The 13,884-nt window shown below is 42.1% G+C and carries 11 protein-coding genes; 2 read left to right on the top strand and 9 right to left on the bottom strand.

Translation table 11 applies throughout. From position 1 onward, the window contains the following. Positions 1-10: 10 nt before the first annotated feature. The 4 genes from P2W82_RS01005 to prfB form a co-directional block, all read right to left on the bottom strand. The gene (locus tag P2W82_RS01005; RefSeq protein ID WP_336513963.1) at positions 11-943 is read right to left on the bottom strand and encodes an aspartate carbamoyltransferase catalytic subunit; all 933 of its coding nucleotides are present in this window, start codon (positions 941-943) and stop codon (positions 11-13) included. Between the two features lie 267 nt (positions 944-1,210). Then, complete coding sequence (gene pyrR, locus P2W82_RS01000; RefSeq protein ID WP_336513962.1) at positions 1,211-1,741, bottom strand: bifunctional pyr operon transcriptional regulator/uracil phosphoribosyltransferase PyrR; 531 nt, start codon at positions 1,739-1,741, stop codon at positions 1,211-1,213. A 100-nt stretch (positions 1,742-1,841) separates the two neighbouring features. Further along, a complete protein-coding gene (pruA, locus tag P2W82_RS00995) occupies positions 1,842-3,473 on the bottom strand; it encodes an L-glutamate gamma-semialdehyde dehydrogenase (RefSeq protein WP_336513961.1) in 1,632 nt (543 codons plus the stop codon). A 31-nt stretch (positions 3,474-3,504) separates the two neighbouring features. Then, positions 3,505-4,597 (bottom strand): peptide chain release factor 2 gene (gene prfB, locus P2W82_RS00990; protein WP_336513960.1). Its coding sequence is split into 2 segments (ribosomal slippage): positions 3,505-4,548 and positions 4,550-4,597, totalling 1,092 coding nucleotides; the frame shifts between segments, so codons are not numbered across the junction. A 135-nt stretch (positions 4,598-4,732) separates the two neighbouring features. On the opposite strand from prfB, the gene P2W82_RS00985 reads away from it, so the two are divergent. After that, complete coding sequence (locus tag P2W82_RS00985; RefSeq protein ID WP_336513959.1) at positions 4,733-5,524, top strand: DUF2452 domain-containing protein; 792 nt, start codon at positions 4,733-4,735, stop codon at positions 5,522-5,524. Between the two features lie 513 nt (positions 5,525-6,037). Here P2W82_RS00985 and P2W82_RS00980 read toward each other — a convergent pair. The 3 genes from P2W82_RS00980 to P2W82_RS00970 all read right to left on the bottom strand — a co-directional run bounded on the left by P2W82_RS00980 (position 6,038) and on the right by P2W82_RS00970 (position 10,737). Next, on the bottom strand, positions 6,038-7,480 hold the full coding sequence (locus P2W82_RS00980; protein WP_336513958.1) for a S41 family peptidase: 1,443 nt from the start codon (positions 7,478-7,480) through the stop codon (positions 6,038-6,040). A 103-nt stretch (positions 7,481-7,583) separates the two neighbouring features. Then, positions 7,584-9,488, bottom strand: coding sequence for a molecular chaperone DnaK (gene dnaK / locus P2W82_RS00975; RefSeq protein WP_336513957.1), 1,905 nt, complete (start codon positions 9,486-9,488; stop codon positions 7,584-7,586). A 247-nt stretch (positions 9,489-9,735) separates the two neighbouring features. Continuing rightward, complete coding sequence (locus P2W82_RS00970) at positions 9,736-10,737, bottom strand: YpdA family putative bacillithiol disulfide reductase (RefSeq protein WP_336513956.1); 1,002 nt, start codon at positions 10,735-10,737, stop codon at positions 9,736-9,738. A 126-nt stretch (positions 10,738-10,863) separates the two neighbouring features. On the opposite strand from P2W82_RS00970, the gene P2W82_RS00965 reads away from it, so the two are divergent. Further along, positions 10,864-12,306 carry a DUF4403 family protein gene (locus tag P2W82_RS00965; RefSeq protein WP_336513955.1) on the top strand — a complete coding sequence of 481 codons (1,443 nt, stop codon included), beginning with the start codon at positions 10,864-10,866 and terminating at the stop codon, positions 12,304-12,306. Position 12,307: 1 nt separating this feature from the next. Here the strand turns inward: P2W82_RS00965 and P2W82_RS00960 are convergent, their stop codons facing one another. Then, positions 12,308-12,784: a GtrA family protein gene (locus P2W82_RS00960; protein ID WP_336513954.1), complete on the bottom strand. Its 477-nt coding sequence runs from the start codon at positions 12,782-12,784 to the stop codon at positions 12,308-12,310. Positions 12,785-12,944: 160 nt separating this feature from the next. Continuing rightward, a complete protein-coding gene (locus P2W82_RS00955) occupies positions 12,945-13,844 on the bottom strand; it encodes a glycerophosphodiester phosphodiesterase (protein ID WP_336513953.1) in 900 nt (299 codons plus the stop codon). Positions 13,845-13,884: the final 40 nt, after the last annotated feature.

Here is a 13,884-nt window from a genome sequence, read left to right as displayed (position 1 = left end):
GATAGTAAAATCAGGCGGATTCCCTTTTTCCTGACAAGAGATACAAAACGGCCATGCGTACTGCAACTCCGTTCTCGACCTGTTCAAGAATGATCGATTGTCCGCTATCAGCGACATCACTATCCAACTCAACACCTCTGTTAATCGGACCAGGGTGCATGATGTAAATTTCTTTGCCGATAGATTCCAGTAATTCGCGCGTGATTCCAAATGCCTGGTTGTATTCGCGGAGTGAAGAAAATAAAACCTGGTTTTGTCTTTCCAGTTGTATGCGCAAAACGTTTGCAATATCACACCAGGCCAGCGCTTTTTTCACATCGTACTCGACACGCACATCAAATGCATCCTGCAGGTATTTTGGTATCAGTGTAGGAGGTCCCGCTACAGTGATTTCTGCTCCCATTTTTTTAAGCAGGTAGATATTACTCAGCGCAACACGCGAATGCATGATATCACCAATGATCGCCACACGTTTCCCTTCGAGCCCGCCAAGCTTTTCACGGATAGAAAATGCATCAAGCAAAGCCTGTGTAGGATGTTCATTGATTCCATCTCCTGCGTTTACAATAACGGCAGGAATATGTTTCGCCAGAAAATGCGGGGCACCACTGGCGCTATGCCTCATCACTACCATATCCACTTTCATCGAAAGAATGTTGTTCACTGTATCCAGCAGTGTTTCACCCTTGGATACAGAAGATCCTCCTGCGGTAAAATTGATCGTGTCCGCGCTGAGTCTTTTTTCTGCAAGTTCAAATGATATCCTTGTACGTGTTGAGTTCTCGTAAAAAAGATTTACGATGGTAATATCCCTCAACGAAGGAACCTTTTTAATAGGTCGCTGTAAAACTTCTTTGAACTGGGTCGCGGTATCCAGGATGGTCTGGATGTCTGTTGAAGAGAGGTCTCTAATGCCCAACAGATGTTTAGTGCTGAGTTGCATCAGGGTGCGAAGTTATTGGATTGGAGATGAAAATTCCAAAATTAGTTGGGAGGCACGAGTGAGGAGGCAGGAGATTTAGAATTTAGTATGTAGTAACAAGTATCTGATGATAATTTTCTACTTGATTAATCAAAGTTTTGGACAGGCTAATAGCAAATTTGAATAGCTCAAATGCGTAAAAAAGGATATCCCCATTCTGATAAAAACTCACTCCGGATGCTTGTGACTATCTCCTTTCCACTAATTCTCCTGCCTCCCTACTCCTGCCTAGAGTCTATCGTACAGAACCACCTTCGCATCATCTCCCCAAAACACCTTCACTTTCTGCGTAATAATGGAATCAATGGCTTTGCCGCAATAATCGGGATGAATGGGTAACTGCCTGCTGAAGCGGCGGTCGACGAGGATACAGAGTTCTACTTTAGAAGGGCGTCCGTTGTCCAGCAGGGCATCCATTGCTGCGCGGATGGTTCTGCCGGTATAAAGAACATCATCAATCAGAACCACTTTGCGGTTTTCAATTGAAAATGGCAGATCCGTTACACTAGGAATATGAAGTTCATTCCGGATATCATCGCGATAAAATGTGATATCCAGCTTTCCATAATTGATCTGTTGCTGAGGGTAAAGCGATTTAATATAGGTGGTGATATAATCACTGACAGGAACACCACGCGGTTGTATACCGATAAAACAGGTATCAGTAAAAGGATAATGATTTTCGATCAGCTGATGAGAAAGCCTTTTTAACGTCAACTGCAATTGATCGGTGTCCAGTATGGTCTTTAAATCCTGCATCGATTATACAAAGAAATTGAATGTCTGATTAAAAAAACAATTATTCTCCTTTAGCGTCTTTGTTTGCAGTCCCGGTTTTCTGTTTCTGTATTCTCCTTCCTCACTTCTCCGCCAGAAACGGATACTTATAATCTGTGGGAGGATTAAAAGTTTCCTTTATCGTTCTCGCGCTCAGCCAGCGATAAAGATTCAGCATTGAACCTGCTTTATCATTTGTTCCCGAAGCTCTGGCTCCGCCAAATGGTTGCTGACCAACGACTGCTCCTGTTGGTTTGTCATTGATATAAAAATTACCAGCGGCGTTTCTGAGTTTATTTGTAGCGAGCTCCACAATCGATCTGTCGCGGGCAATTATCGAACCTGTTAGCGCATAAGGAGACGTAGTATCAACCAGTTCAAGGACATCATTGAATTTATTCGCATTATAAACATAGATCGTCAGTACCGGGCCAAAAATCTCTTCGCACATGGTTACATACTGCGGATCTTTTGCTTCGATCACAGTTGGTTCAATAAACCAACCTTTCTTCTTATCCGTTTTCCCGCCGGCAATGATATCAGCTTTTTTATCCTTCCTCGCATTTTCAATGTAATCAGCTATTTTATCAAATGATTTTTCATCGATCACTGCATTGATGAAATTGGAAAAATCTTCGACCGTTCCCATCTTAAAACTTTTAATTCCATCTTTCAGTTGCTTTTTAATTTCATCAGCAAGATTGGAAGGAATATATGCCCGCGATGCAGCTGAGCATTTCTGTCCCTGGTATTCGAAAGCTCCCCTCAACAACGCTGTTGCAGCAACAGCAGGATCAGCAGAACTATGAATCAATAAAAAATCTTTTCCGCCGGTCTCTCCTACTATCCTCGGATATGTTTTGTATTTGCTGATATTCTCTCCCATCGTTTTCCACATCTGGTTAAACACACCAGTCGAACCGGTGAAATGCACTCCTGCAAAATCAGGATGGGAAAAACATACTTTTCCCAGCACAGGCCCGTCAACATAAATCAGGTTGATGACACCATCCGGCAATCCTGCTTCTTTAAGAATACGCATGAACATTTGTGCAGAATAGATCTGCGTGTGTGCAGGTTTCCATACCACCACATTTCCACACATCGCAGCAGACGTAGGAAGATTACCACCGATAGCAGTAAAATTGAATGGAGTGACTGCAAGTACAAAGCCTTCCAGCGGACGATACTCTAAACGGTTATGCACACCTGCAGAACTCAAAGGTTGCTGGCGGTATATTTCTGATAAATAATGAACATTGAAACGTAGAAAATCAATCAATTCACAGGCAGCATCAATCTCAGCCTGGTAAGCATTTTTACTCTGACCAAGCATCGTAGTCCCATTCATGTAAGGACGGTATTTCGTTGCGATCAGATCTGCAGCCTTCAGAAAAATGCTTGCGCGGTTTTCCCAGCTCAGTTCAGCCCAGGAGGCTTTCGCTGCCAACGCAGCTTCAATCGCCTGGTGTACGTGTTTCTCATCACCATTGTGGTAATACCCGAGCACATGTGATTTTTCATGTGGCGGATGCAGGCTTGATTTTTTGCCTGTACGCACTTCCTTCGCACCGATATACATGGGAATATCGGCCTCTTCGCTTTTAAGTTCTGCGAGAACTTCTTTGAGCCTTTTTTTTTCCGATGTACCCGGACCATAAGTCAGCACCGGCTCGTTCGAAGGAATAGGTAAATGAAAATCTCCGTAGTTCATTTAAAATATTTTTGCTGATTGAATTAATTATTTACGCTTCCTGTTCCTTTTCCATCATCAGGAATGCTTTGATAAATCCGTCAAGTTCACCATCCATTACCGGTTGCACATTACCCACTTCAAAATCTGTACGATGATCTTTGATCATTTTATATGGATGGAAGACATAGCTGCGAATCTGGCTTCCCCACTCGATCTTCTTCTTGGTTGCGTTGTTTGCATTTTTAATTGCTTCACGCTTACGCATCTCTTCTTCGTATAAGCGGCTCTTCAGCATCGTCATCGCTTTCTCCCGGTTCTCGCCCTGCGTACGAGCTTGCTGACATTCTACGATGATACCCGTGGGTTTATGGGTCAGCCGGACTGCTGTTTCCACCTTATTTACGTTCTGACCACCGGCACCACCACTTCTGAAAAACGCCCATTCAATATCAGAAGGATTGACTTCAATTTCGATACTATCATCAATCAGCGGGTATACGTACACGGAAGCAAAAGATGTATGCCTTCTTGCATTGCTATCGAATGGTGAAATGCGTACAAGTCTGTGTACCCCGTTTTCAGCTTTCAGAAATCCGTAGGCAAAAGGACCATCAAACTGAAGAGTACAGGTTTTTATTCCTGCGCCGTCACCATCCTGCCAGTCGAGTTCAGTTACTGACCAATCCTGTTTCTGTCCATACATCCGATACATACGCGCGAGCATTTCTGCCCAGTCCTGGCTTTCAGTACCACCAGCACCGGAATTGATCTGCAGAACAGCCGGAAGTTCGTCCTCGGGTTGATTCAGTGTGCTCTTGAATTCGGCTTCATCCAAAGCCTGTATCGCCTTTTGATGAGCTTCTTTCACTTCCTCTTCCGTGCCTTCTCCCGCTTTCCAGAAATCGTAAAGAATGGCGAAATCCTCCACAGCCGTTTCTGTGCTTTCGTACAAACCCAACCAGTATTCGTTCAGCTTGATATTCTTCAGAATCTCAGTAGCCCGCTTATTGTCGTCCCAGAATCCGGGAGACAGCGAAAGTTGCTTGTCTTCGTTTACTTTATATTGTCGGTTAGCGACGTCAAAGAAACCTCCTCAAGACGCTCAGGCGGTCTCTCATATCTTTAATCTGCTCTTGTGTCATCCTTTAAGTTTAAAATGTTGTTTTTTCCGGTGCAAAATTCGGATTTTTTCCGGTTACACAAGGATTTGAATTGTGAAAGAAAGTCTGTACTAATATTGCACCTGGATATTCGGTTTAACGGGTATTACTGAACAAATGATAAAAGCCTATAATTTCCTTGCTTCATGGCAGCTTTTTCCGGAAAAAGGTTCTTACGAACAAGGTGAAAGACCCAGGTCCGGAATTTTCAAACTTGCGACTGGTGAGGATGAAAAGACATTGCATCTTTCGAAAAACTGGGTAACGCTGGACAATCATGCTTTTTCCACAGAATTTGATTTCCTGCCGGATAATGAAATTCATCCATTTGATCATTCCGAAGTTGCTGAAGAATACAGGGCTTTTTTTGAAGATGGAATTCATTTCGAAATTTCCTTTTTCAGGAACAAAGGCAAAACCTTCCAGATCAGCTATTCGATTATGCCCGATGGTTACCTGATGATCAAGGAAGAAGGATTAACACCTGATCATCAACCTTATTGCAACCAGGAGTACTACCACAAACAAATGCAGGTGCTACCCTATTCGGCATCAGTGTCCGGCGCTGTGATCCGACCAACAAAAGAAGGTGTGATCAGGCACAAAGCACTCACTGCAATGGAAGAACAGACACAAATGCAGATGGAGCAGATCCGAAGACAAATTGAACTGCTTGCACTCCAGGCGCAGGAAATTCAAAAACGAAAAGAACTTTCTCTGATCATTTATTACGCAAAGCTTTCATTTTCACCGGTTATTGGTCAGTGTTACTATCTGTATGAAAAGAATGACGGTAGCCACGTACTGTCGATGATCAGCCCGAAAGAATGGGGCGGCGGAGCGGGACCTTATCGGAAATTAAGAGCTGCTGTAAAGCTACTTGCGGACCACACCTGGGTCGAGTTGTAAAAAATGTTTTAAAAATTTTTCTTGTTATCCTTCAGATTTTCAATGCGCTAAACATGCATTTGATTTTGCTGTACATTTTTCTGCAATATGCTAAAAAAAACCATCGTTAATAAGGCGTCCTAATCCCTGGACTTTACCCACGTTTGCCTAAAGCAACGATTTTATTCCGCCCCTTTTGAGAACTGGTTTCCGGTTGTATCCGGCGTTATTTTTTTACCCAAAAAATCAGTTCCATGAAAAATGTTACACTGTATGTTGAGAATCTGAAGATCGTTGGACTGGCCGTACTGTATCTGGCTGTGATCCTCGTTTGTTCAGCATTGCTCACCTAACCAACAGCAATTGAAACGACATTGACTCCGGTACATTTTTGGCCGGAGTTTTTTTATGTTTTTTCAGGAGAAAAATCTGTTTGCAAAAAAGAAAAACCACTTGTTTTTTCGTAAACGATTTTTGAAACTTAGCATTTCCACCAGATGTCCGATACTTGCAAGTATCGGACATGTGGCGGTTTTATTTTTGTTTCAGATATTCAAGCACAAAAGCAATCTTATCTGGAACGCCAGAGTCAATTTTCACATCCGGAGGAATTCCATTTTTGTTATAGCCATGCTCAATTACTTTGTCGTGTAATGTATAGGTCGGATAGCCGAAATAAATTCCATGTTTATCACATCCAATTTTAATCATGTTGATATTATTGAAATCAACAACTCCACCAGTGTTATCACCCATCGTAATCACTTTATTGCTCACTGCTTTTGAATACAATACAAAAGTTTCTGCTGCACTCATATTTCCACGGTCAGTGAGAATCACTACTTTTTGAATATTCGTTTTCTCCGGCGTCAGCCCGAGATCCCTGAAGTCAGGGCCGGCAACAATTCCGCCTGGTTTTTCGCGCATTGCTTTTATGACAGGCACATAGGGATCGCCTGAACGAGTAGATGCAAATTTCTCAAAATAAGTTATGTTATCAGCCGAAGAAAGTGCAAGACCTCTTGAGCTGACGGCTGGTTTTTCATAATATAATCGCATCAAATTAAAATAAATACCATTGCCTCCGGTATTGCCACGTATGTCGATGATGAGGTTGTTTGCAAAAAGAAGAGTTTCTATATTTTCAATCAGCACTTTATCAAAGTCTTTCGCATCAACCAGAAAACTGGGAATAGTGAGCAGTACATTTTCGTTATCGATTTTTTTAACCGTTGGTAAAACAGGATTATAAACCGAATCATCTTTGCCAGATAACTTTCCCCACAGAATACCACCCCAGACTGATAAAATGGAGTTCTCTTTATAAGGTGTGATTTTCACATAACGGTATGCGTAGGCGTTCGTATAGTAAATTCCCTCCCAGGAATTTCCGGATTTGTCTACAGCAAATTTTATTTCACCTTTTTTTGTACTGTCTTTTGTTTCCAGAATAATTGCCACCCATTCAAATGGTATATTACTGTTTTTGTTTTGAACGATTACAAACTTAGATTGACCATCTGTCCAATAGCCTTCGATCGGAGATCGACCAATAGGATGCATCCGATTCAGATCGTACATGTTCTGTTTGATTTCGGCTTTTGTTTTTTCAAGATCTGCTGCAGGAAAATCCGGATACTCACTCACGAACAAATGTCCATCATGGAAGAACGACAGGAACTCCTGTAATAACTTTGTGCAATTGTTGTCATTAGTCTCCGCTGCTAAAGTTTTAAACCGGAACTTGTGAGATTCATAATTCTTTTCTATCTCATTTTTTATGAGTTGATATGCTATGTAATTTGTTTCCAGTTTCCCGATCAACCTTTCAAAGTTTTTCGAACAATTGCACACGTTTTCCTGCGCATATGTTGAAAGTCTAAAAAAAAGAATCAAAGTAATACTGCCGAGGAGTTTCCATGCAAGAAAAACAGACTCTTTACTAACCCTAAAAGGATGACTGATTATTGCTATCATACATTTGAAAATAATTCAGATTTTATCCGGACGGTTGAAACTTCATTTTGTAATAAAAAAACCCCGTGAGAAAATTCACGGGGTTTTTTATTAAAACGTAAGCTTATTTCACTTCTTCAAACTCAGCATCCGTCACATTTTCTGAGCCATTTGCGGCACCAGTATCTGATTTCGGCTGTTCGTCACCCGCAGGAGCACCCCCCTGCTGTGAAGCATTGTACATATCCTGGCTCGCAGCATTCCATGCGTTATTAAGCTCAGCAGTACCTGCATCTATCGCAGCAACGTCCTGGAGTTTGTGTGCTTCCCTTAGTTTGTTAGCAGCAGTTTCGATTGCCTCTTTTTTGTCAGCAGGAAGTTTTTCGCCAAACTCTTTCAATTGTTTTTCCGTCTGGAAAATCAACGCATCGGCAGTATTAAGTTTTTCAATCTTCTCTTTCGCCTGTTTATCTGAAGCCTCGTTTGCCTTGGCTTCATTTTTCATTTTTTCAATCTCTTCTTTCGTCAAACCACTGCCTGCTTCGATCCTGATTTTCTGCTCCTTACCAGTGCCTTTATCCTTCGCAGTTACGTGCAGGATACCATTGGCATCGATATCAAACGCAACTTCGATCTGGGGTACACCTCTTGGTGCAGGAGGAATATTATCCAGGTTGAAAATACCAAGTGTTTTATTCTGATTTGCCAGCGGACGCTCACCCTGCAATACATGAATCTGTACGCCAGGCTGGTTATCTGCAGCAGTAGAGAATGTTTCTGATTTCTTTGTCGGAATAGTTGTGTTTGATGGAATCAACACCGTCATCACACCACCTAAAGTTTCGATACCCAGTCCGAGCGGAGTTACGTCGAGCAGCAACACATCTTTCACTTCGCCGGTCAGAACCGCACCCTGTACAGCAGCACCAATCGCTACAGCCTCATCCGGGTTAACGCTTTTGTTGGGTTTTTTGCCGAAGAATTTCTCAACGATCTCCTGAACTTTAGGGATACGTGTAGAACCTCCCACCAGGATTACTTCATTGATCTGAGAAGCAGAAAGACCTGCATCTTTCAATGCCTGCTCACATGGTTTCAGGCAACGATCAAAAAGTGAGTCTGCCAGTTTTTCAAACTGAGCCCTGCTTAATTTCTTTACCAGGTGTTTCGGCACACCATCAACAGCGGTAATATAAGGTAGATTGATATCCGCTTCGGAAGAAGAAGACAATTCGATTTTTGCTTTTTCTGAAGCTTCTTTCAGCCGTTGCAGGGCCATCGGATCTTTTCTCAGATCTATATTTTCTTCTTTTTTGAACTCTTCTGCCAACCAGTCCATGATCACTTTATCGAAATCATCACCACCGAGGTGAGTATCACCATTGGTTGATTTTACCTCGAATACACCATCACCCAGCTCAAGAACAGAAATATCAAACGTACCACCTCCCAGGTCAAATACAGCGATTTTGCTATCCTGGTGTTTTTTATCGAGACCGTAAGCAAGTGCTGCAGCGGTAGGTTCGTTAATGATCCTTCTTACGTTCAGACCAGCAATTTCACCGGCTTCTTTTGTAGCCTGTCGCTGCGCGTCGTTGAAGTAAGCAGGAACCGTGATTACGGCTTCGTTAACATCCTGACCGAGGTAATCTTCAGCAATCTTCTTCATTTTCTGAAGAACCATTGCACTGATTTCCTGTGGAGTATATAAACGACCATCTATGTCAATACGAACTGTATTATTGTCTCCCTTTACAACCTTATAGCTCCAGTGCTTCATTTCCTCTGTTACTTCGTCATATCTGCGGCCCATGAACCTTTTTACACTGGAAATGGTATTTATGGGGTTAGTGATAGCCTGCCTTTTAGCTGGATCACCCACCTTGCGTTCCCCATTTTTAAGGAAAGCCACAACACTGGGCGTGGTGCGACGTCCTTCATCATTGGCAATGACAACGGGTTCGTTCGCTTCCATTACCGCAACGCAGCTATTGGTTGTTCCTAAATCAATACCAATTATTTTTCCCATAATAATGACTATTTAAAATGTCTATTTAAATGTTTAGTAATGGTTAACAATAGCCATGCCGGGTGCTGAAAAATGAAAACTTGTCAGTAAGGCTGAGTAACAAACACCCAACCTGGTAGGTCTAAGACCTCCTAGGTTTAAGACCTGCGAGGTTTAAAGACCTGCCAGGTTTTAGAAACCTGCCAGGTCTGAACAATGACTTTTTAGCAGAAAATTTCTACAACTTCTGACTTTTGTTCCTATCCTTTTATGAGATGCGAGTTTCCAGCAGATGAGTTATGATCTTATCCGCATGAACCCTTGAATTTTCTATAAACCACTTATTGGTTTGAAGACCGCCACAAACTACACCTGCGAGGTATAACCCTGACACGTTGGTTTCCATAGTTTCACTATTGTGGATCGGCGTATGCATTTCATCCTTGCCAATTTCAATTCCCGCATCTTTTAAAAACGCAAAGTCCGGAAGATAGCCGGTCATTGCAAGTACATAATCATTCGGTATTGTAATCAGGCCTTCAGGTGTTTGGATATCCACTTCACCTTCGCGGATCGCAATCAATGACGAATTAAACCACGCTGTAATTTCTGAATCCCGGATCCTGTTAACAATATCCGGCCGTACCCAGTATTTGACATTGGAACCAATCTCCCCTTCCCGGACTACCATGGTTACCTCGGCGCCTTTTCTCCAGGTCTCCAGCGCCACATCCACTGCAGAATTGGCCGCTCCTACTACCACCAGCTTCTGTCCGTAATAATTGTGCGGCTCTTTGTAGTAGTGATGAACTTTAGGTAGCGACTCGCCAGGAATATGCATCAGGTTGGGTATATCATAAAAACCTGTGGCTATGATTACGGCCTTTGCGTGGTATCTGTTTCGGGACGTCATCACATCGAATTCTTCATTGTTTTTTTCCAGTGTAAGAACCCTTTCATACAACCGGGTGTTCAATTTCCAATGCATCGCAACCCTTCTGTAATATTCCAAAGCCTCATCCCGCGTGGGCTTGGGGTTATGGGAAATAAAAGGAACATTACCTATCTCCAGCCTTTCTGAAGTGGAGAAAAATGTCATATTGAGCGGGTAATTAAAAAGAGAATTCACCAATGCGCCTTTCTCTATAATCTCGTACCTGAGATTATTTTGTATGCAGGCAATTCCGCAGGCAAGGCCAATAGGACCCGCACCAACAATAATTACATCCGTTTCCAACGTTTCCAGGGCAGTTTCGCTATTTTTTTCCATCGATTCAAAGGTAGTGGCTCGGAATTTAGTTTTGTGCCGATAATTTATCGCTGGCAGATATATAAGAATCTGACAATAAACAGACAGCTTTGCAGACTTCTTTGTGTTTTATATTTGATACCCGATATGCAATATTCTAACCGTTATACCTATACGCTTTTTGCGATGTTTATTTTCTGTGTTTCTTATACCTCATGCACGAAAAAAATCATTCCGGAGAAGCCTGCTTTAAATAATAATATTGTCGATACACTACCTCTCTCGGATATTGACATTCCCGTTCAGATTCCACTGCAGCCCATTGTAAAAATGGCGGAATCACAAATTGAACTGCAGTATGTTTCTGACGGCTACCCCAATGACTTTGTAGTTGATAGTTGTACTACGCGATACATGTATCGGTTCAGAAGAGGCCCGGTGAAATTGACAGGTCATGGATCAGAATTGAAGCTGGAATTTCTCGGCTATTATGCCATAGCAGGTTCGCAGCGACTTTGCGCCGGAGTCGGCAGTTCCCAAACGGCGATCACTCCATGGTCACCGCCCTGTACCTGCGGCTTGAAAGAAGCAGAACGTCGGGTACAGGTGGGCTATACTATTGATATGCGGTTGAACAGCAATTTTTCCCTGCAGCCACTGATCAAAAGCCTCAAGCCCGTACCGTTGGATAAATGTAATATGTGCTTCTGGAGTTATGATATTACATCGACAATAATGGATCGGCTGTTGGTTCAGATGGATGATGCGCGCAAAGCCATTGAAGACAGTATCCGGATTATGCAGCTGCGTCCAAAATTTCAACAACTCTGGGACAGCCTCAGCAATGTAATTTCTCTCGCAGGTTTGGGTTATCTCCGTGTCAACCCCGAAAAACTACGCATCAGCAGACTGCACGTACAAAATGATACGCTTGTTTTCTCACTGGGCATTTCGGCAAGACCTGTAATTACTCAACAAAAACCTGCTCCTGTACTGCGTACTGTAATCCCTGACATTAGCGATTTTCAGCTCAGGAGCGGATTTTCTTTACATCTCGATGCGCAATTGGATTATGATTCATTGAGTCGTATTCTCAATCAGAAACTCTACAAAAAACGAATCGATATTGAGCAGGTGGGTAAACATGTAATTATTGAGAACTGCCAGATCTATGGCGCAGACGGCGAAAAACTGATTTTCAAACTTGATTTTTCAGGTTCAGAAACAGGCACATTTTATCTCACCGGAAACCCAGCATACGATGTCAGCACAAAACAGCTTTCTGTTAATAATCTTGATTACGATATCAGAACAAAAGACATGCTGGTAAAAACAGCAAAATGGCTTTTCAATAAAAAAATCCTCCAGGTACTTCAATCTTATACCAAATTCGACCTGAATACGTACGAGAAATCACTGATTAGCCAGGTGAACAACCAGGTTCCCAAAGAATTATACCCGGGTGTATGGGTGAACGGTGCAGTTAATGCAGTTACGCTGGACCGATTGATGCCTTCCAAAGAAAAATTAATTGTAAGATTGAGCAGTACCGGAAATCTGAGACTGACGCTTACTAAGCTGGAATGGTAGATTAAATAGAACTCACTTTGAATGTAAAGAAGCGTTGCGATGTATAGCTGAAAAGCATTACGATCAGTGTTGTCATAATCTTGGCTACCGTCGGGTAGATATGAAGGTATTCAACAAACAACGTTAAAAAGATATAATTCAGGATCAGGCAGATCAGAACAGTAAGAAAATACCGCACCAATTGCGTACGACCACGTATTGCCGATCCCTGGAAAACTATATTGCGCATCAATAGAAATCCAATCGGAAAAGTTATCAGGAACGCTACCAGGAAAGCTGCTTTATGTGGCTTGATCGCTATAAATCCCAGGTGAACAACCTGTTCGTGAAACAGGAAATGGAAACTGAGGTAAAAAATGAGAATGTCCAGGACAGTATTTCCACCACCACAAGCTGCATAGCGGAAAGTAAGCCGGTTCATTATCCTGCTGAAAGGCGGATAAAAGAAATCGATTATATTTTCAATCAAGGATACCATATCAGGCCTAACCTTATTAATATCAACGAATAATATGCGTAAATTATTTGAATCGCATCCCGGAACAGGGAGGGCAAAGTTAATTCTTCAGAGGAATAAGAAAGAAAATTGTGATCGGGTTTAACTTTCCGATGGGAAGAAGCTAAAATAAAAAACAATTTTAATTAATCATAGCCCTGTCGGGATAATCGGTAATTAACCCATCAACTCCCATAGCTCTTAATTTGTCCATTTCAGACTTTTCGTTTACCGTCCAGGGAATGATCTTTATACCGTTTTGATGGCAATAATTAACCATGGCATTATTAACGAGGTGATATTCAGGGCTAAAAATGGAAGGTTTAAAACTAAGTTGTGTAAGCGCTGTGGGAGTATCAGCGTTTTTTATCCCGGAAACCAAAAGAGCTGTTTTGATTTCAGGATGGTCGCGGTGGATAATCTCCAGCGTTCTTGGATCGAATGATTGAATAATCACCATCGATTCCATTTTTTTTGACTTCACCACATCCATCAGCAATCTCACAAAAACTTCCGGTGCGGGATGACCGATATTGTCCTTTGATGGCTGCGTTTTTGTTTCAATATTAAACTGAACGGGTTTTTTGTGATTGGATTTGATATAGGCAGAAACGCTGTCAAAAACTTCTGAAAGCAGCGGTTTGTAAACCCTGATTTTCTTCTGATGCGGAAACCCTGGATGTGGTTTCATTCCTACATCCCATTTTTTCAGATCCGCATAATTCATTCCGTATATATTGAACGACTTTTCATTTTCAGCAGTAAGAAAATTTCCTTCCGGACTTGTAGAGATATCCTTACTCATGTAAGTATCGTGAGAAAGTACCACCTGGCTGTCTTTGGTAATTACCACATCCATCTCAAGAGTATTCACACCGATATCTATTGCGTGAAGCATGGCAGCTATGGTATTTTCAGGCATCAATCCCCGACAACCCCGATGGCCCTCGATATCAAATTCTTTTTGCATGTTGACACTGGAACTTTGATTCTTTCCCACCCAGAAAAAGAAAAAGCTGAAACAAAAAATAATCATCCGCATAGGATTCCGGTTTTCATGAAATTAGTGAATCGTACATTTG

Source organism: Pollutibacter soli (assembly GCA_029269725.1).
Lineage (GTDB): Bacteria > Bacteroidota > Bacteroidia > Chitinophagales > Chitinophagaceae > Pollutibacter > Pollutibacter soli.
Note: the sequence above shows the minus strand (reverse complement) of the source record. Positions and strands in the feature narration are given on the sequence as shown.